Here is a 19,344-nt window from a genome sequence, read left to right as displayed (position 1 = left end):
ATACTTTGAATCAAAATTGAATCGTCCATATAGTTTTACCTTCCCATTAGAACCACCCACTTCCCTAAACTAATTATATAGTATATAAAATCTTGAGTCTATATTTAGAGGAATATTATTAATAATATTTGATTTCAAGGACATGAATGTCTATTACTAATCATATTATTTTAAGTAAGCTTTTGGGACAAGGTGGGTATTTAGGTGATCAAAAAAATATGTTCTATACTGGGTGGAAGTGTTTTTATTGCAATAGGAATAAATTATTTTGTTATACCAAATCATTTATTGGATGGTGGCATCATCGGGCTGGGACTAATAGGTAAATATGCATTTGGATTTAAACCAGGATTAACAATTATATTATTAAGCATTCCTTTATATATGATTGCTTTCTATTATAATCGAACCTATTTTTACAATGGCATCCACGGACTGTTAGTATCCTCCTTTTTAATCGATTTATTTCAGCCAATTTCTTATTGGTATCCAGCCCCAATATTCGTCAGTTCACTAATAGGCGGTATTTTCATCGGTACAGGCGTTGGCATGATGCTTTTATCTGAAACAAGTACTGGTGGAACTGATCTGATAGCGTTATTGTTATCCAGACTAACTGCAGTTAATGCAGGTATTTATATTTTTATGATCGATTGTATGATTCTATTATTGGGTTGGTCCTTCATTCCTGAAGCTACCTTTATCTACTCCTGCATTATGGTTGGAATAATAGGTTTGACCACATCAACGATAATTAAACTATATGGAAAAAAGCAGCTAAAAGAATAATCTTTTAGCTGCCGAGATTTTATTTTTCATCTTTACCTTTATTAAATTCCTTTTTCACTAATCGTATGAACGCTACTACCATGATTAGCAGTATTACTGTAAACGGTAAGGCCGATATTAATGAGGCGGTTTGCAATGCTTCCAGTCCACCCGCCAGAAGTAGCACGACGGCAATTGCTGTAATTAAAACACCCCAAGTAATTTTTACAAATAGAGCGGGATTCAAACTACCTATGGGAGTCATACTACCCAAAATATAAGTTGCAGAGTCCGCTGATGTTACTAGGAAAGTAAATATCAGAAATATAGACAACAGTGATAAAATGTTCGGAAAAGGTAAATCAACAAAGGTTTCAAATAATGCTACTGCAATATCTGCATTAACAGCTTCTGCTATAGCTGTTCCGTTATTTAAATCACTGAATAATGTTGTACCGCCAAATGCTGCACACTGCAACCCTTATTTATTCCAAAGTCTATTTACCATACTTGTACCAGGAAATCCACATTCCTAAATTATTCCAGAATAAGATTAGAGGAAAAGACGAAAAATGTCAAACCTTCATTAGGTTACTTTAAATACAAAGTCTAAGACGGAATCTAATAATACCGGGGGTAATGTGGTGCTTTTTGACTTAATTAAATCTTTTGATAATTTCATCGTAGGTTGGATTAAGCTTTGCACATGAAAAAATCCATCCTAAATTTAGGATGGATTTTTAGCTTTTATAATTAATTAACGTACGCGACGTACATGTCCTGCAAAATGATCATTCCAATAACCGGAAGTCATGTCTGCCACTGCCAACCCTGTAGAATTCTGTGATCCGATAAATTTACCGCCACCAACATAAATTCCAACATGACCATTCGTTTTATATGTGTTAAAGAACACAAGATCTCCTGGCTGAATGTTGCTGTAGGATACTTGAGATCCTATACCGGATAAACCGGATGTACTTGATGGAATGGAAATACCTGCTTGTCCGAAAGCCCATGACACGAATCCGGAACAATCAAATCCACTAGGTGTTTTTCCAGCCCAGACATATGGTACTCCAAGATATTGATATCCGGCATTAATAGCCGTGCTTATATTACCGCTGCCACTGGAAACAACTGGTTTTGCTGATGCTTTTTTACTTTCTTTTTTGCTTAAAGTTGTTAGATTACTATTTGAATTATTTGAAGATGCTTGAGCAACCGATGGTGCCGGACTAGTTGCAGTAGCAATACTTTGTTTTACTTCCGACTCAAGTGATGCCAGATTACTATCTTCAATTTGTAACTCTTCTGTTAATGCAAGCAAATCTTTTTCTTTTGTTTTTAAGGTTGATTTCTTTTTTTCATTTTGTTCTTTTTGTTCCATGATAGTTGCTTGCATACCTTCAAGTTCTACCTTCATTTCTTTCAATTCATCAAGTTTCGCAATTACTTCATTTTGTTTTGCTTCTACTTCTTTTTTATCTTCTTCCTGTTTTTCCATTAATGCTGTATCTGATGCAGCAATTTTATTTACCGCTGTTACACGACTGATAAAGTCACCAAAGCTCTTAGCACCGAACACTACTTCCAGGTAACTAATATTCCCACCACTTTTTTGATAGGAAACAATTCTCTCTTTTAAAATATCGTAACGTTTTTCTATAGCTTCTTCTAGTTTAACAATATTTTCTTCCAGTAAATCGACTTCTTTTTGCGTATCAGAAATATTATTTTCTGTATCAGTCATCATTTTTTCATTTTCTTTCAAGGCTCCATCTACACGATCGATTTCCTTATTCAATTCTTCCAGGTCTATTAAAATATCAGCAATTTCGCCCTCGGCTTCTGATAGATTCGCTTTAATATCTGAACGTTCATTTTCAATTTGTGTTTGTTTATTATGTAAGTCGTCTAATGTATCTGCATGGGTTGTTGTTCCAAAAAAGGTACTGCCTAAACCTACCACTGTAACTGTGGCCATCGTAACTAATGTTTTTTTCAACTTTTCGTTCCCCGCTTTCCTTCACAACTGCTATATTTTTCTCTATGTATATTTCATGGTATCATTTAATTTTGCAGTTCAGTGATATGTATATATTTTATAATATGTACCCTATCAATCTAGGACAATTGTAGTATAACATTGAAAAGTTTCACCCATGTTAGAGTAATATTACAATTATATTTCAATAATGACATTAAACCCCTTTTTTCATTAAAAAGTTCATCATCGTAGTGGAAGATATTATACTTTTTTGGTGAATAATAGGCTACTTATGATAAGTTGCGAATTAGTCGACCCCAGTTAATCCCTTTAGAGCGGTGGTAGACGAAGGTTCGCTTCAGGTAATCCGGGTTATTGTTGGAAATTATAGCTATTTGGACATAATGTATAGAGTGGGAGGTGCGGTTTTTTTGAAGAAATTTGATTTATTTGGGGGACGTGTTGTAAAAACGGGGGTTTCCATTTTTCTTACGGCATGGATTTGTGAGTTACTGAATTGGCCCCCGGTCTTCGCCGTAATCACGGCAATTGTAACATTGGAGCCGACTGTTGCCGATTCAATTAAAAAAGGATTCGTCCGTTTTCCGGCATCTGCCATTGGCTCAGCCTATGCTGTTTTCTTTATTTCTATTTTCGGAAATTCTCCACTTACGTATACACTTGCAGCTGTATTAACAATTGCAACATGCTTTAGACTAAAATTACATGCCGGACTACTTGTCGCTACACTTACTGCTGTAGCAATGGTAGAGGTAATTCACAGCAATTATTTAATTTCATTTTTTATTCGACTTGGAACAACAACTGTCGGACTCCTCGTATCAACAGGAGTCAATATGTTTGTTTTACCACCTGATTATACTACCGACATCATAAAGAACATTCAAGGGATAAGTAAAAAAACAGGATCAGCTGTTGAAAAAGTATTTCGTGATATTCTAAAAGATAATCATGAGCACGATGTTGCAGAAAAAGAAATGATTAAACAACTGGATGAAAGAATTTATCAAACGGAAACATTAATTCGTTTTCAAAAAGACGAATCAAAATTCCATCCGCTTGTTGGAAGTGAAAAACAGCAATTCAGCTATGCCCAGGATCAATTGATGAATTTACGTTTAATCAATTATCATATTGACAATTTAATTAATACACCACTAAAAACCATTTCATGGACAAAAAACGAAAAAGAAATAATTTTACTTGCTGTAAAGGATTTAGCGGAGAGTCTGCAAAAACCGGCATACTATAACCCCGAAGAACATAAGCAGCAATTAAAACAATTAACAGAAATTTTTTGGGAAGATAATGAAAGTATTATTAGAAAACTTGGCATTCGCCAATCCTTTGGGCGATGCCTTAGTTGCACTTATGCAGAAAGAAATTTGGATACAATTTCTTTACTGCCTAAAAATAATGAGAAGCATCCGACTAATTTCATACCTGAATTGATTGTCTTGTATGAATTATTGTCGATTTATAATCTTGTCGAAAAGTTTTATGGAAAATAAAAAATAAGGCTATCCCATAGACGTTTGACCTTCGTCTATAGGACAGTCTTATTTTATTAGATCATGCTTAAACGCATAAATAACAGCCTGTGTACGATCCTGTACTTCCAGTTTTCCTAAAATATTGCTCACATGGACCTTCACTGTTTTAAGTGCAATAAATAATTCATCTGCAATTTCCTGATTTGTTTTACCCTGTGCCACAAGCATTAAAATTTCCATTTCTCTTTCTGTTAATTGGTCATGCAGGTTTACTTCTGGTTGCTTACGCATTCGATTCATTATTTTCCCTGTTACTTCTGGCTCTAAAATGGATTGTCCTTCATGGGTGGAACGAATTGCTTTTGCTATTTCACTGGCTTTTGAAGTTTTCAGCATATAGCTCGTTGCACCAGCTTCCAAGGCTGGATATACTTTTTCATCATCCAGAAAGCTTGTGACTATTATGATCTTAGCCTCTGGCCACTGTTCAATGATTTGCCTGGTTGCTTCAATTCCGTCCATTTTTTTCATCACCAGATCCATAAGTATGATATCCGGTTTTAATGATAATGCCATTTCCACGGCAGGTCCTCCATCATCAGCTTCTGCTATAACATCAATATCAGGTTGCGCTGACAAATAGGAAGAAACACCGATTCGCACCATTTCATGATCATCTGCAAATAAAACTTTAATCAATCGCCTCATCCTCTTTCTTCAGGTTAGGTACCTTAACTTCCAAACGTGTACCTTCATTTGGTAAACTGATCACCTTAAATACTCCACCAACTTCATAAGCTCTCTCACGCATATTTTGCATACCATAGGAGCCTGTTTTAACTTTTTCTATATCAAATCCGATTCCGTTATCGACTGTTCTTAAAATTACCGTATCATCCCTTTCGATTAACATCACATGAAAGGAGGTTGCATCGGCATGTCTCAGTGTATTTGAGACAGATTCCTGCAAGATTCTAAAAAGCTGATCTTCCACCCCTTTATCCACTGTAAAAGGTTCAACCTTCCAGTCAATATCCATGGGCACCTTTTGGGTAAGCTCAACCAATAATTCCTGGACACCCTCCTGCAGTGATTTTCCCTTTAGTGCCACAGGGCGCAGGTGGAGCAATAATGCACGCATTTCAAGCTGTGACTGATGAATCATTTTTTCCACCATTAACAGCTGCTTTTTCATACCTGCATCCTTCGGTGGATTTGATTCATTAATTGCTGACATCATCATGGATGCAGCGAATAACTGCTGGCTAACAGAGTCATGTAATTCCCGTGCAAGTCTATTTCTTTCCTGAACGACAATTTCCTGTAGACTTTTTTCACGTTCATTTGCCCTCTCTGTAGCTAAACGTTGCGCATTTTCCGTTTGTAATCTAATTTTTTCCTGTATTTGCTCTAAATAGTTTTGAATATTGTCCAGTTCTTTATATGTTTCATCATCTGTTGTTAATTTTTGTCCTTTAATGATTTCATCCATTTGTTTTTCAATTCGATGCAATCGCTGGCGCCAATAAACTCCTGTGACGATGCCTACAATAAGTCCTGCAGATAGGGGGACAATTATAACCACTAATAAAAAAGGAATTTCTCCAATTTTATATGCCAATACGCTTGACCAGTCATCCCCTAGGAATAAGGCTAATGTTATTCCGACCATTGTTATTGAAATCATAATGCTGAATAATACTGCGGTAAATACCTGACGCAAAATTGTATTCATATCCGCTTCACCTCGATATCTCCGGATAACAATGACGTAATAATTTTTACCCGTGGTAAAGCCGAATCATATTTTTCTGTTTGGTAAAATAGTGATTGATTCATCAATTTCCAATTTTGTTCACCCAAAATATGTGCACGGCCAAAGATGGAACTGTGGTGAATACTCACTTCCACCTCGTATGGTACGTATATTTCAATGTTTCCAACAAGATGACGAATAGAAATCACGGCAGTATCATTGGGAAGAACCGTATTACTTAAATCTATTACCCGATCACCAAATGCTCCATGTATATTAACATCCCGCCATTGATAGGCTGTATCTTCCGTCTTTTGATCATCAAAAATTTTATGATCAAATAATGGTTTCACCTGTACAACCGGATCAATAATAACTTCCTGGTCGATTGAAAGAGTCGGTTTTATAAATTCTGCTTCTTTTTTTGATTTAGAGTAGTTAATGATAAATAAAACAATTGCTGCAATGATTAGAAAACGTACGGCAAGCATATTTAATACAGCAAATACCGCACCAACTACACCGAGCCAGAAAACAATTTTACCCCATAGGCGATTAAACTTTTTCCAGCCAACATAAATAAGAATTCCTGAAAACAAGGCCGATGCAATCATGCCACCATGGAAAAATGCAAGCTCAATAACAAAGAGGATCACTCCAATTATCAATATCCAGTTTAATGTATCTGTGTTTAATCGCTTGAACATAAGAATGATCCTCCTTTCTTTTTTATGTAAAACAGACGCAATTAAATGCGCCTGTAAATTATAACATTATTTAATTTTTTTCTGTAGAAATTTAACAAGTTAAGCCTGGTTTCCTTTTTCATTCATTTCTTTTTCCAGTTTCGCAATCTTGCTATCGAAGGTGCTGCGATAGAAAGAACTGTTCACTTTATACTCCAATCCTTCGATATATTGCTCCATTTCAGCAAACTTAGAGAATGGCTTGTCAGATGCTTCCTCAACTACTTTATTAATTTGATGATTTGCATGGGCAATGTTTTCACGTCCCATTAATTCCATACGACGCAGGTGCATGTCCTTCAATTTATGTTTCATATCTTCATATTTTTGTTCTAGCAATTCAAGTTGCTCCACCGCTTCTTCACGTGAAGCTTTCATCCGATCTGCTCGAACCTGATATTCCTCATGTTCCTTCACAGCAAATTCATGCATTTGCTCTTCTCCTGCTTTTTCCGCAATTTCAGCTTGTTTCAGGCGCTTGTCAGCAAGATCCTGTGCTTTATGGTATTCTCTCGTAAATTCATCTTTCAGTTTATACTGACGATCAACCAGCTTTCTTACTTTTTCTTTTTCCTGCTCACTTTGACGTAAATAGTGATTTAAGGCTGCGATCGGGTTTTTTTGTTCTTTTCTATCCATCATTTCATGAAGATCACCTGAAATGGATTCTTTCATACGTGTAAATACGTTAGTCATTTGTATCTCTCTCCTTTTAATTAATTATTTATTTCTGCCCACTGACGTTCAAAGTTTTTAAATGGGTCATCATCATCCATTTCATATACAACTGGATCACTATCATCCTTTTTCCAGCTTGTAAAAATTAAATACAATACATATGCTGCAGCAACACCTATCACGGCAAATATGTTAGAAAAAGTAATGCTGAGAACAATCAATCCTAATATGACCCAGCCGATTTTCCCAGAAGTTGAATCACTTTTTACGAATTTCTTGAAAATCACATACAGTAACCAGATGCTGAGGCCTAACAGGATCATTGGTCCGAGGTTGGCCAACAAAATGAACAGGGCGATTAACCCTCCAACAAACAACATGAATTTTTTCATTTATTCCGCCTCCTTTCTTTATCTTGATTCCATCTTACCTGGAAAACGAAGACGCAGTAATGAGCCTGAGTTATATTTTGTACTAGGCCTTGGGGCTTATTGGGGTGTAGGTACGGTATCTCTATTGGAAGTTTTGTACCTGATTTTGATTCGTTTGGTCGTAAAGATGCGTGCTATGCGACCGTTTGCTTCTCATTTTTGTTAGTTCGGGCGTAGAGAGAAAGTCTATTGGACAGTTCGAGCTTGGCTTTAGGCAGTTTTGTCCTTGAGAAGCTCTATTGGACAGTTCGTACTTGGATTAAGTCTGTTTTGTCCTTGAGAGCTCTAAGTTCTGCGTGATTTTTCCGATCCCTATCTTGTGTCGCAATTTATATCCAATTTGATGTTTATAAAGCAACTAAAATTACATATGTGCCTACATTTACAAAAAGAGGCTTAAATTTCTATTAACACTTAGCAGGGATAATATGATTTATGTCGAATCTTTTAAGAATAGGGGTGAGAAAATGAGAGCATTACTAGTTATTGATGTACAAAATGGAATTGTTGAATTTGGTGATTTTAATGAAGAAATATCTTTAATGGAGAAAGTAATTCAGGATTTCAAGGAAAATGATGAGCCAGTAATTTTCATTCGGCATTTGGATGATGAGAAAGAAAGCCCGCTTTATAAAAAAGGTGATGGCTCAGAACTGCATAATTCGCTTAGCCAATACCCTGATCATGTGATTGAAAAGCAGACACCGAGTGCTTTTTTCAAAACAGAGCTCAGTTCGTTACTTGAAGAATTGGAAGTGGATCATCTTTTTATAACAGGATTTAATACAGAATTCTGCTGTCAGTTCACAGCTATTGCAGCATATGACCGCGGCTTTAAAGTAACATTTATTGAAGATGCTACCGGAACTGTTAATAATGATGAAACATATGAGATGAAGGGACTGGATATTAGAGATTTTGTTGGCACGGTACTGCATTGGTCTGATGTGATTGAAGTATTGGATTTTGAGGAATATGAGGACGAATATTAGAAAACTAAGTATCTGTTAAAAGAACTCCAGAAAGCGTATTTGCTTTCTTAGAAACCCTTGTACTCTGTAGCACAAGCATCCTGAGCAATGCAATAGAAAGAGAAAAATATTTTCGTCTGCTATCGCATTTGCTCCGAAGTATTACTTATGCACTTATTTTATGGCGAATAAAAAGAATCCATTTTTAAAAAAGATTGATAGGGATTCGAAAGTGTATGCATCAAAGACTATCCTATGAATCTCAGATGGATAGTCTTTCTCGTGTGCCCGGATTAACCTTTAATTGCGGACCACCATTTGATCTTTCCTTACTTATTAATCTTCCTTTATAAAAAGGAGAACATCTCCACGAACTACTTTGTCACCAACTTTCACAGTTAATTTCTCGACTATTCCGCTTATCCCAATCAGAATTTGCTTCACATCTCCCTGTTCTGCTCGAATCATTACTAACAATTGCTGTTCTCGAACTTTTTCTACTGATTCGACATTGATACTTTCCACACGTCCTTTAATTGGGCTTGTAATAATTTGTCCATAACCCCAGCGTCTTGGGAATACTTCATAGTCCATCTTAAATTCATCTCCTTTATTTAATCCATTTTTCAAAGAGTTTATAACTTTTTTGTCTTGTTCGATGCAGGTCTAAAAATTCTTCATGTAGATAAAGACAGAAAATTTCAAGATACATGTAAAATATCCATTCTTAACCAAACAGCTATTAAAAATGAACTCATCAGTGAGTCTGAATTGTAAAACTTGGTCAAGTTTTTGTGTATATGCTTCAGTACTTTCACCAACAATTATCAATCAATTCTATATTTACTGTGTATTAGTAATTATAAATCTTCTGATCAATCTAAACAATATATAATTTGCATTAAATTAATCTGATTTTGATAAGTATTGGGATGATAGGAATGGTACTGCGTCAATTACGCTATTTTATGGAAGTGGCAGAACGGGAACAGTTTCCTAGGCATCTGCCAATTTTACATGTTGCCCAATCAGCAATAAGCAGGCAAAATGCCAACCTGGAGTGCTAGCTTGAAGTCGAATTATTCGAGCGTGAAGAAAAAATATTAACAAACCCATTACTTCCTGTTCTATCCTTCCTTCTACACTATAACTCCTTATTAGCTCACTATCTCTATCCAATAAAACCATAATATTCAAAAAACATTGTCCAAATAAAAAGACCTCGTTATCGATCGCCTTGCAATCCGACAGTTAACACAATTAGAAACGAACTACTATTAGCTAATTTAGTAAAAAAAACAATTTTTATCCCTTATGTCCACTAACATTTCTATTACCCGTGTATTTTGATCCTCAATAGTATTCAATCTTTTTTCACGCAGTCCAGGGTGTCTACAAATTTAAAAAAATAAAAGGATGTTTCCGCAAAGTGAATAACTTTTACAGCAACATCCTTTTATTTGATTTCCTTTTCTTTTGTTCAAAGTTTAAATATTCTTAGCTTTTTCACTGGTGGAGCTGATCAGACTTAAGAATTTTTAAATAACGCTTTAAATTTCAAGACAATTTTCATAAATTCTTCATAGGAGGAATAATGTTTATTCCTCTGATTATACCATTTTCGGATCGTTTCCATTAACCAAAACGGAACTGATTTTCCATCAATAATGTGATAATGCTCTTCATACGCCTTTTTTAAATGCTCCCATCGAAAATCATTACCTGGCTGTATATATTCCGAAACATCCAATATTTTTGCTCTTCCGTTTTGCAGCAAAATATTTTTCAAATGGATATCACGGGGATTTAACCCCTTTTCACGCACATATTCCCTAGCATGCTCCACGTCTTTTATAACCTGCTCTGGAATATGAACGCCTTGTAGCAGGCAATCAAAGAGCGTTTTTCCTTCCTCATAATTTAATACAAGGAAATTATCGTAAGAAGCAAAACATGTGGAGAAGAACGCTGATTCTCCTAACATATTATAAACTTTTGATTCTGCTTTTAGTTTGGTTAATTTATCTTCCGCATATAATTTAAATGCATAATCAGGAGCGAGAAAAGATTGAAATACTGCTGCATCTGTCCCAACACCAATGAACTTTAGACTTTCATGATCCCCATAAATGGTTACAGGTTCATTGTTGCGGTTTGAATTAATGCTAATTTGAGAAAGTGAATCAATTGCTGCATCCCATTCGTTTTCCATAATTTCCTCCCTTCGTTCACATTCATTGCATTACTTTATCAGTGCTCCATTAAATGGAGGATTGTTCTAATGATTTAAGCTTTATTCTAAATTCATTATGTCATAATATACAAAATTTGTAATAAGAAAGTTCTTTACTGTTGTTCCACAAGCGTGCTTCGTTAATGTAATAGATGTTTTATCTAACTTTTTTATGAATTATACGACTATATTATTTTTTACACAACTTTATTGTCACTATTCTGCTTCGTTTATAGCAAAAAACCCATAAAAAAGGATAGCTCCCACAATTTCGAAGCTATCCTCACTCTATTAATCCGCCTGCATTCCGCCATCAACATTATACAGCGAGCCATTAACAAATGATGCATTGTCCGAGGCAAGGAAAAGAACAACCTGTGCAACCTCGTCTGGTGCACCGAAGCGTCCAGCAGGGATTCCCTGTTTAATTGCTTCTCCGGATTGTTCCGGTTCACCTGGTGTAATATTGTTTTGGATGTCGGCAAGCATTTGTGTATCGATTGCTGCTGGTGCGACCGCATTTACACGAATTCCATTACCCGCAGCTTCAAGAGCAGCTGTTTTTGTAAGTCCGGCTACCCCATGCTTCGAGGCAATATAGCCCGCCATACCAGCTGAACCTATATAGGCCGCGTTTGATGCTGTGTTGATGATGCTGCCATTACCCTGGGCCTCCATTTGCCTAATTACGTGCTTCAGCCCAAGGAATACTCCTGTCACGTTAATACTCAGGGTTTGCTCGAATTTTTCTTTATCCAAATCTTTAATCATTTCAAACGGACCATTGACCCCTGCATTGTTGAAGAAAACATCAATCTTTCCAAATTTATCTACTGTCTCTTTTACATAATTTTTTACATCATCTTCATCAGTGACGTTTGCTTGTACAACATGGATACGGTCTTCGTTAGCATTCAAAGTATTTTTAGCATTATCCAGAGCTTCCTGATTAATATCTACCAGTACCACTTTCGCTTCATTGTCTAAAAATAGCTGTGCAGTTGATTTGCCAATACCGCCAGCACCTCCAGTAATAAGTACTACCTTGTCTCTCATTTCATTTCCTCCTTTTTGTAATCAACTTACATTTTGTAATCACTTATTATTTTACTGTGATTTCTTTTAATTATCAAACTATTTGATTGGTTATTGTTACACTGTGGACATTGGGGATTATTACAAATAGATATCAGGAAGGAGAAAGATTCGGTTATTCCTACTTGCAATAGATTCAAGTACTATTCCCGTAACATAATTGAAAAATGTAAGTTGACTAATTGTTTGCCTCCCAAGAGACGTGTCATCACCAATAAGAAGATTCTGAACATGCCGATGAAATGTTTGCTGTATTTCCAATGTACACTTGCCATAAATGGGCTTGTTAGTTTAATTTTAAAGCAATAGATATTTCAGCTAGTTGACGTATTTGATGTTGGAATACAAAAGCATTATATGTTAATAAATGGAATGAAAATTTTATTGCTTTTCCGGGTTTGTGGTTAGTGAATATTTATTTCCACGAGCCACATATCACTTCTAATATCAACGATCTAAACCTATAAAGAATAAATATTCTCTAAAAGTGATTCAATTGCAGCTAGCCCAACTTTTGTCTCCGTCTGATCTTCTACATCAATAGCTGCAATCAGCTTATTTATATTGTCATGTAATCCTTCATACTCTGTCTCATCACCCAGTAATTGAAGTTTCCACTTATTATCTGAATACATATTTTTCAATTTACTAGCCTCTTCCGATAATAATACCCAGTTGGTCTTTTCCAACTGATTCTCCATTGCGGTAATATGCTCAAAGAAATAGTCACCACCAATTCGATTTGTACAACCGGAAAGAATTACTAATATTAACAAGAAAAAAACACTTCTTTTCATCATATTTAATATCTCCTCCTAAATCATGAATGTTTATCTTATTTTATCCAATAATAAAAAAAAGATTTCTTACTTGTATTTTCAATGAACTGGGGGAATTTGTTATGCCTGAATATTTATTAACATTGATTCGTTCAATCGGTGCTTTTATTTTATTATTGATTATGGCTCGCATCATGGGGAAAAAGCAGATTTCTCAGCTAACTTTCTTTGATTATTGTGTTGGAATTACCATTGGTTCTATTGCTGCTAGTATGTCAGTTGATCAAAATATCAAAATATCAAACGGCGTCGTTTCATTGATTATATGGGGGATCTTTCCAATTACTTTATCGATTATTGGGCTAAAATCAAGACTGTTTACTCGTATTACGGATGGTAAACCATCAATAATGATTAAAAATGGCGAGGTATTAGAGAAAAGCCTGAAGAAAAGTCAAATTACAATTAATGAATTAATGCTTTTATTAAGAGAGAACAACGTCTTTAAAGTATCCGATGTTGAAATGGCGGTACTTGAAACGAATGGACAGTTAAGTGTGATGAAGAAGACGGACCAGCAACCAATCACTCCCAAGATATTAGGTTTAGCTGTGGAAGAAGAACATAGTCCAACAATCGTGATTGTAGATGGAAAAGTCCTTGATAAAAATCTATCGACATTGGGATATTCGAAACAATGGTTATTGGGGGAGATAGAAAAACAAGGCGCTTCAAGTGTAAAAGATGTATTCCTGGCCCAAGTTGATTCAAAAGGAAATATATATGCAGACTTTTATGATGATAATACAAAACAGCATGTAGTAGATCAACGTCCATTAATGGCTGCGGTGTTAAAAAAAGTACAAGCAGACTTAGAAGGCTATTCTCTCCAAACCAAAAATAAAGAAGCAAAGGAAATGTATTCCAAACAAGCAGCCAATCTACAAGATACTATTAATGCTGTATTACCATATTTAAAATAAACACTCCATTTTTGTATTATTATATATTTCGCTAAGTCAAAGTTAGAAAACTTGGTTGTCGCCAAGGTTTTGGGTGACAACCTTAGTAGCACTTATGCAAATAGGAAAGTTTTTATACTTTCCTATTTGCCAAAAAAGCCCCAATACTTGCTTGAGGCTAAAAGGGAAATTACCATCTTTTATTTTTATCTGTCATTATTTTCACTTGGAACAGCATTATTTCTTTCATTACGATCTAGGGTAGCTATTTTATCCATATCTGCCTCGCTAAGTTCGAAATCAAATACATTTAAATTTTCTTTCATCCGTGATGGTGTTACTGTTTTCGGAATTACAACAACATCTGATTGAAGATGCCAGCGAAGAATGACTTGAGCCGGTGTTTTTCCGAATCGTTCTGCTAATTCTTTTATCACGCTATTTTCCATCACCTGGGTACCATTCATTAATGGACTGTAAGCTTCTACTTCAATGTCATGTTCCCTGCAAAATGCTTTTAGCTCTTTTTGTTGCAAATACGGATGACACTCCACCTGGTTAACAGCAGGTTTCACTTCACACTCATCCATGATTCGCTGCAAATGTTCGATATCAAAATTACAGACGCCGATTGCCTTTGTGCGCCCATCCTTATATAATTTTTCCATTGCCTTATAAGTTTCTACATATGTATCAAACTTTGGTGTTGGCCAATGAATCAAATATAGATCAACATAATCGAGACCCAGCTTTTCAAGGCTTGCATCAAATGCTCTTAACGTATTTTCATAACCTTGATCAGCGTTCCATACTTTTGTTGTAATGAAAAGATCTTCACGAGGCAGGTTGCTACCTGCAAGCGCCTTTCCAACCCCAAGTTCATTGCCGTAAATTTTCGCAGTATCTATCAACCGATAGCCTGCTTCAAGTGCTTGTTCTACTGCAATAGTTGCCTTATCATTAGGTACTTTCCATACACCATAGCCCAATTGTGGTATACGAAGTTCATTGTTCAATGTTTTAAATTGCATAAGATCGCTTCCTTTCATGGTTTAATAATTAGTCTATCATAAAAGCTAAAGTAGTTTAAATTCTCTGGCAATCAATTCATAAGATTTTCTTCTGGCCTCATAGCTATGTGTAATCGTAACGATCATAAACTCATCTGTTTGGTATTTATCCTGGAGTTCTTCAAGCTGATGCTTTACCTCGCTTGGATTACCAATTATTATGTTTTTCTTTATGTCTTGTACCATTGACTTTTCCTCGTTGGAGTAATCAAAAGCTTTAGCTTCTTTTATAGAAGGAACGCCACTTTTTCCTTCTCCCTTTGCTTGTTGAACCTTCCATAGCTGACTGCTTAAAGCGAGTTTTTCTGCTTCCTCGGTTGTTTCTGCACAAATAACCGAAACTGCGATAAGTGATTGTTTTGCATGAGAATCCTTCAAGTATTTTTTCACAATGGATGGCCCATCCTGATCTGTCATAAAATCACCAAATGCATAGGCTATTCCTTTTTCCGCTGCTAATATGGCACTCTTTTCACTTGTTCCGAGCAACCAGGGAACCGGTGAAGTTTCTGGAATAGGTGTTGGTTTTATTTTAGAAAACATATGCTCCTTCTGGAAACTATGATGAAAAAATGCTAATAAATCATCCAGTGTTTCCGGCATTTTACGTACCTGTTCAAGAAAATTATCCGATAAAGCCATCGTTGCTTCAGCAGAACCACCGGGTGCACGCCCTATTCCAAGGTCTACTCTTCCTGGAAATAAAGTTGCCAGCATATTATATCTTTCTGCAATATTAAAAGCTTTATAATGTGGCAGTAATACGGCACCTGATCCAATCCGAATAGTATCAGTTTGCGTACCGATTATACCTAGAATGATGTCAGGTGCGGGACTTGCCAATCCGGGTAAATCATGATGCTCAGCAACCCAGTACCTCGTATATCCTAATTTATCAGCAACTTTTGCAAGCTCAATTGTAGCTGTCAGAGCCTCTTTTGGAGTTGCTCCGGTAGATATCGGTGCCTGATCCAGAATACTTAACTTCATCTCATATACCTTCTTTCTATTGATCATCCTTATCTGTTGTTCCTAGTTCATCAATGATATTCTCTGCTGCCCTTCGGTAAAAATTACTCATGCTTGTAAACGTTGCTGCTAATAAGAATTGTTCCAAATACTCTTCATCTTTATCTTCCAGTTTAACTACTTTTTTAGTTACTTCTTTTTTATGTTCCTGAAGATCCTTTTTAAACATTTCAATATTTATATCCAGCAGCTGAAGATAACTGCTATAGAGGTTTCGCAGATCAAATTCATTATCCATCATTTTCGTATTCAATTTATCCAATGTCTGTTTTACATCATTTATCGACAAAGCACCTTTCATCTGGTAAATCAAGCTTATAAGTATTAAATGGTCTTTGGAGTATTTTTTGTTTTCGATTGGGAAAAATAATTTTCCTTTTGAATAGTTATTGATCATTGTTTTTGTTAAAACTTTATCATTTTCATTGCGTTTAGTGGCTGAAAACCTTTTTTCAAATAGTTGTATCACCTGATCCATATATAAATCGAGATCTGGTATATCTTCTAAGGATAAACGGGTATCAAGGTGTAATTCTTCAATAAGCTCATTTATGTTTTTCACTGTAAAAACTCCAATTGGTTAATTTGCATCTATTATACGTCAAATTCTTTTCCCGGTAAAACATTGACTACATGTTAAAATGAGTATATTATTATCATATAGTTTTAATAACTACATGCCAACAGAAAGGTGTTGATAAATTGGGAGCTTATATTCGAGAACCTATTAATGGATTTACCCATTTGTTTGGTGCAGTTCTATCTGTTCTTGGGCTAATAGCTATGATAATGAAGGCATCCGCAGAATCAGCACTCGCGGTTACTGCTGTCGCCATTTTTGGTGTCAGTATGATCCTGTTGTACGCGGCTTCGGCCACGTATCATATGGTTGTTGCAAAAGATCATGTGATTGCGTTTCTCCGCAGAATTGATCACTCGATGATTTTCGTGCTGATTGCAGGTACGTATACACCACTATGTCTAATCAGCTTAAATGGCGTAACAGGCTGGGTTTTATTTTCGGTGATAAGCGGCATTGCTTTAACTGGGGTTACATTTAAATTGGTCTGGTTCCATGCACCCAGATGGTTATCAACGGCATTATATGTCGCAATGGGTTGGATCGTAGTTTTCTTTAGTTCTTCCCTTGCACCAATTTTAGGAACCAATGGAATGCTTATGCTTATTCTTGGTGGGTTATTTTATACGGTCGGTGCACTTATCTATTGGTTAAAACCAAAGTTTTTATCTTTTAAACACTTTGGCTTTCACGAGATATTTCATATATTTATTTTGATTGGGAGCTTGTTTCATTTTCTATGTGTATATTTGTATGTACTCTAATAAAATGAACTTACCAGAATTTTGGTAAGTTCATTTTTTATTTAATAAGAAACCATATCTGACAGGACATAATGATATAGTAATTGTTCCGTGAAATCTAGTGAGCTTTCATGCGTTCTTTCATAGGCATGAGATGAATCAATCCCAGGTCCAATTAATCCATGAATAATATCATGGCCTGCCCGGATGGCTGCTGAAGCATCTGATCCGTAATAAGGATAAATATCCAATTTATAATCAATCTTATTTATTTCCGCCAGCTCGGTGAGATGTTTTCTGAGTCCATAATGATATGGCCCGCTTGCATCTTTAACACAAATGGAAACTGTATATTCATCTGTTGACTGGCCGTCCCCCATTGCTCCCATGTCTACAGCCAGATATTCAACTGTTTCCGGAGTAATATTGGAATTACCGCCATAACCAATTTCTTCGTTGTTTGAAATAAGGAAATGAGTCGTGTATGGCAATGTAGTATTTTCTTCCTTCAATCTTTTTATAAGCTGTAGTAGAATGCCTACACTTGCTTTATCATCTAAATGACGGGATTTAATAAAACCATTATCTGTCTGTTGTACACGAGGATCAAACGAAACAAAATCCCCTACTTCAATACCAAGTTCACGAATTTCTTCAGCATTTTCTACCTTCGCATCAATTCGGACTTCCATATTTTCCTGATTGCGTTTTGCTTCTCCGGCATCTTTATATACATGAACAGATGTTTGATGCATCAAAATAGTTCCAGTATACACCTTGCCGCTGGTGGTGTGGATCTCACAATACTCCCCTTCAATCGCATTATATTTAAATCCACCAATCAAATCGAGGCGAAGTCGACCATTCGATTTTACTTCCTTCACCATGGCACCAAGTGTATCTACATGTGCTGTTAACATTCGATGTTCATTATTATTTGCACCAGGTAATGTAGCAATTAAACCGCCTTTGCGATTACGTTTTGTTTCCACTTTTAATTCCTTTAAATAATCCTCTACAAATTGAATTACTTTTCCAGTATTGCCTGAAGGACTTGGTATCGAAACTAATTGCTTAATAAGCTCCTTCGTTTCATTAATATTTGGATATGTACTCACTGTAATTACTCCTCTCTATATCTTGGACATGTCTATTTTAACGTTTATGAATAGTGATTAACAGTATAATGATGATTTATTTTGAAAATATAGAAACATAAAGTTTATCTTTAAATGATAATGTTTCCAAATTTCCTAATAGTCCTATAAATTTAAAGGTAAATCACACACAGATGTTGAACTAATTATATGGGGGTGATTTTGTTGGGAAGTGAAGCCGTAACAACCGAAAAAGCCTATTCAACAAGTGAGATTGCAGTAATGCTCGATATAGCTGTACCTACCGTCAGAAAATATGCACGACAATTGGAATCATCTGGTTATGAAATTTTAAAATCAAAAAGCAATGCGAGACTGTTCGTTGAAAAAGACATTATGGTATTAAGGTACCTGAAAGAATTACGGGGAAAATCAAACATTACAGTGGAACAAGCTGCAAATGTTGTTTTAAAGCGGTTTGACACAGAGCCGATACAGACTGTAGCGCCAAGCGATACACCTGATACAGAGCAATACAGTAAGCAATATGATGAGTTAAAAAAGTTAATCATTCATCAAAATGAACAAATTGAGCAATTGCATAAAAAAATCGATAAGCAGCATGAATATATTGAATTCCGTCTGAATGAGCGTGATAAAGTTTTAATGAAAACAATCAGTGAACGTCTGGAAACTCAAAAACAAATTGCAACTGCAGAGGCTAAGGAAAAAGCAAATGAGAAAAAATCATTTTTCAATAGATTATTTAAAAAATAACGAGTGCCTCTTTTCGCTTCCGGTTATGGAGCGAATTTTATTTTTGTTTTTGCTACTTTATTGAACAATACTTGAACAATGAAATGAATTATGTATTGTTCTATCTAAAATCAAATAATATACCT

20 protein-coding genes and 2 pseudogenes are annotated in these 19,344 nt (G+C 35.6%); 7 read left to right on the top strand and 15 right to left on the bottom strand.

Translation table 11 applies throughout. The features are described 5' to 3' along the window. Positions 1-204 precede the first annotated feature (204 nt). On the top strand, positions 205-789 hold the full coding sequence (locus CIL05_RS15265; RefSeq protein WP_095656413.1) for a YitT family protein: 585 nt from the start codon (positions 205-207) through the stop codon (positions 787-789). A gap of 19 nt (positions 790-808) precedes the next feature. Here the strand turns inward: CIL05_RS15265 and CIL05_RS15260 are convergent. Beyond that, positions 809-1,246, bottom strand: a pseudogene (locus CIL05_RS15260) (BCCT family transporter); the annotation flags it as partial. 279 nt (positions 1,247-1,525) lie between these two features. Further along, positions 1,526-2,776: a C40 family peptidase gene (locus CIL05_RS15255; protein WP_240510210.1), complete on the bottom strand. Its 1,251-nt coding sequence runs from the start codon at positions 2,774-2,776 to the stop codon at positions 1,526-1,528. 413 nt (positions 2,777-3,189) lie between these two features. On the opposite strand from CIL05_RS15255, the gene CIL05_RS15250 reads away from it, so the two are divergent. Beyond that, entirely contained in the window at positions 3,190-4,290 is a 1,101-nt protein-coding gene (locus tag CIL05_RS15250; protein WP_095656412.1) for an FUSC family protein, read from the top strand. Positions 4,291-4,338: 48 nt separating this feature from the next. On the opposite strand, the gene CIL05_RS15245 is transcribed toward CIL05_RS15250, so the two are convergent. From CIL05_RS15245 to CIL05_RS15225, 5 genes are all read right to left on the bottom strand, one after another. After that, positions 4,339-4,971, bottom strand: coding sequence for a response regulator (locus CIL05_RS15245; protein WP_095656411.1), 633 nt, complete (start codon positions 4,969-4,971; stop codon positions 4,339-4,341). After that, positions 4,964-6,007, bottom strand: coding sequence for a sensor histidine kinase (locus CIL05_RS15240; RefSeq protein ID WP_095656410.1), 1,044 nt, complete (start codon positions 6,005-6,007; stop codon positions 4,964-4,966). Before CIL05_RS15240 ends, CIL05_RS15245 begins: the two co-directional genes overlap by 8 nt. Further along, positions 6,004-6,735: a cell wall-active antibiotics response protein LiaF gene (liaF, locus tag CIL05_RS15235; RefSeq protein ID WP_095656409.1), complete on the bottom strand. Its 732-nt coding sequence runs from the start codon at positions 6,733-6,735 to the stop codon at positions 6,004-6,006. The genes CIL05_RS15240 and liaF overlap by 4 nt, the downstream gene beginning before the upstream one ends. Before the next feature lie 99 nt (positions 6,736-6,834). Then, entirely contained in the window at positions 6,835-7,470 is a 636-nt protein-coding gene (locus tag CIL05_RS15230) for a PspA/IM30 family protein (protein WP_095656408.1), read from the bottom strand. Positions 7,471-7,490: 20 nt separating this feature from the next. Continuing rightward, the gene (locus CIL05_RS15225; RefSeq protein ID WP_095656407.1) at positions 7,491-7,844 is read right to left on the bottom strand and encodes a lmo0954 family membrane protein; all 354 of its coding nucleotides are present in this window, start codon (positions 7,842-7,844) and stop codon (positions 7,491-7,493) included. Positions 7,845-8,350: 506 nt separating this feature from the next. Here CIL05_RS15225 and CIL05_RS15220 point away from each other — a divergent pair. Further along, positions 8,351-8,875: an isochorismatase family protein gene (locus CIL05_RS15220; RefSeq protein ID WP_095656406.1), complete on the top strand. Its 525-nt coding sequence runs from the start codon at positions 8,351-8,353 to the stop codon at positions 8,873-8,875. 315 nt (positions 8,876-9,190) lie between these two features. Here the strand turns inward: CIL05_RS15220 and CIL05_RS15215 are convergent, their stop codons facing one another. Next, positions 9,191-9,448, bottom strand: coding sequence for a biotin/lipoyl attachment domain-containing protein (locus CIL05_RS15215; protein WP_095656405.1), 258 nt, complete (start codon positions 9,446-9,448; stop codon positions 9,191-9,193). Positions 9,449-9,795: 347 nt separating this feature from the next. Here CIL05_RS15215 and CIL05_RS22665 point away from each other — a divergent pair. Beyond that, positions 9,796-9,918, top strand: a pseudogene (locus CIL05_RS22665) (LysR family transcriptional regulator); the annotation flags it as partial. A 464-nt stretch (positions 9,919-10,382) separates the two neighbouring features. Here CIL05_RS22665 and CIL05_RS15205 read toward each other — a convergent pair. The 3 genes from CIL05_RS15205 to CIL05_RS15195 all read right to left on the bottom strand — a co-directional run bounded on the left by CIL05_RS15205 (position 10,383) and on the right by CIL05_RS15195 (position 12,982). Further along, entirely contained in the window at positions 10,383-11,066 is a 684-nt protein-coding gene (locus tag CIL05_RS15205; protein WP_095656404.1) for a serine/threonine protein kinase, read from the bottom strand. A 312-nt stretch (positions 11,067-11,378) separates the two neighbouring features. Further along, complete coding sequence (locus CIL05_RS15200; protein WP_095656403.1) at positions 11,379-12,143, bottom strand: SDR family NAD(P)-dependent oxidoreductase; 765 nt, start codon at positions 12,141-12,143, stop codon at positions 11,379-11,381. A gap of 500 nt (positions 12,144-12,643) precedes the next feature. After that, complete coding sequence (locus CIL05_RS15195; protein ID WP_095656402.1) at positions 12,644-12,982, bottom strand: membrane lipoprotein lipid attachment site-containing protein; 339 nt, start codon at positions 12,980-12,982, stop codon at positions 12,644-12,646. A gap of 101 nt (positions 12,983-13,083) precedes the next feature. Between CIL05_RS15195 and CIL05_RS15190 the strand changes: the two genes are divergently transcribed. Next, positions 13,084-13,944, top strand: coding sequence for a DUF421 domain-containing protein (locus CIL05_RS15190; RefSeq protein WP_095656401.1), 861 nt, complete (start codon positions 13,084-13,086; stop codon positions 13,942-13,944). A 185-nt stretch (positions 13,945-14,129) separates the two neighbouring features. Here the strand turns inward: CIL05_RS15190 and CIL05_RS15185 are convergent, their stop codons facing one another. Genes CIL05_RS15185 through CIL05_RS15175 form a run of 3 tightly spaced genes read right to left on the bottom strand, consistent with a single transcriptional unit; the run spans position 14,130 to position 16,584 of the window. Then, a complete protein-coding gene (locus CIL05_RS15185) occupies positions 14,130-14,954 on the bottom strand; it encodes an aldo/keto reductase (protein ID WP_095656400.1) in 825 nt (274 codons plus the stop codon). A 45-nt stretch (positions 14,955-14,999) separates the two neighbouring features. Next, the gene (locus CIL05_RS15180; RefSeq protein ID WP_095656399.1) at positions 15,000-15,983 is read right to left on the bottom strand and encodes an LLM class flavin-dependent oxidoreductase; all 984 of its coding nucleotides are present in this window, start codon (positions 15,981-15,983) and stop codon (positions 15,000-15,002) included. Between the two features lie 16 nt (positions 15,984-15,999). Beyond that, entirely contained in the window at positions 16,000-16,584 is a 585-nt protein-coding gene (locus CIL05_RS15175; RefSeq protein ID WP_095656398.1) for a DUF1836 domain-containing protein, read from the bottom strand. A 140-nt stretch (positions 16,585-16,724) separates the two neighbouring features. Between CIL05_RS15175 and trhA the strand changes: the two genes are divergently transcribed. Continuing rightward, the gene (gene trhA / locus CIL05_RS15170) at positions 16,725-17,366 is read left to right on the top strand and encodes a PAQR family membrane homeostasis protein TrhA (RefSeq protein WP_095656397.1); all 642 of its coding nucleotides are present in this window, start codon (positions 16,725-16,727) and stop codon (positions 17,364-17,366) included. Between the two features lie 41 nt (positions 17,367-17,407). On the opposite strand, the gene CIL05_RS15165 is transcribed toward trhA, so the two are convergent. Beyond that, positions 17,408-18,463 carry a M42 family metallopeptidase gene (locus CIL05_RS15165; RefSeq protein WP_095656396.1) on the bottom strand — a complete coding sequence of 352 codons (1,056 nt, stop codon included), beginning with the start codon at positions 18,461-18,463 and terminating at the stop codon, positions 17,408-17,410. Between the two features lie 204 nt (positions 18,464-18,667). Here CIL05_RS15165 and CIL05_RS15160 point away from each other — a divergent pair, with 204 nt between their 5' ends. Beyond that, positions 18,668-19,219 (top strand): DUF3967 domain-containing protein, encoded by a 552-nt coding sequence (locus CIL05_RS15160; protein ID WP_095656395.1) that lies wholly within the window; start codon positions 18,668-18,670, stop codon positions 19,217-19,219. Positions 19,220-19,344: the final 125 nt, after the last annotated feature.

Origin of the sequence: Virgibacillus profundi (assembly GCF_002287375.1) — a bacterium.
Lineage (GTDB): Bacteria > Bacillota > Bacilli > Bacillales > Amphibacillaceae > Virgibacillus_K > Virgibacillus_K profundi.
Note: the sequence above shows the minus strand (reverse complement) of the source record. Positions and strands in the feature narration are given on the sequence as shown.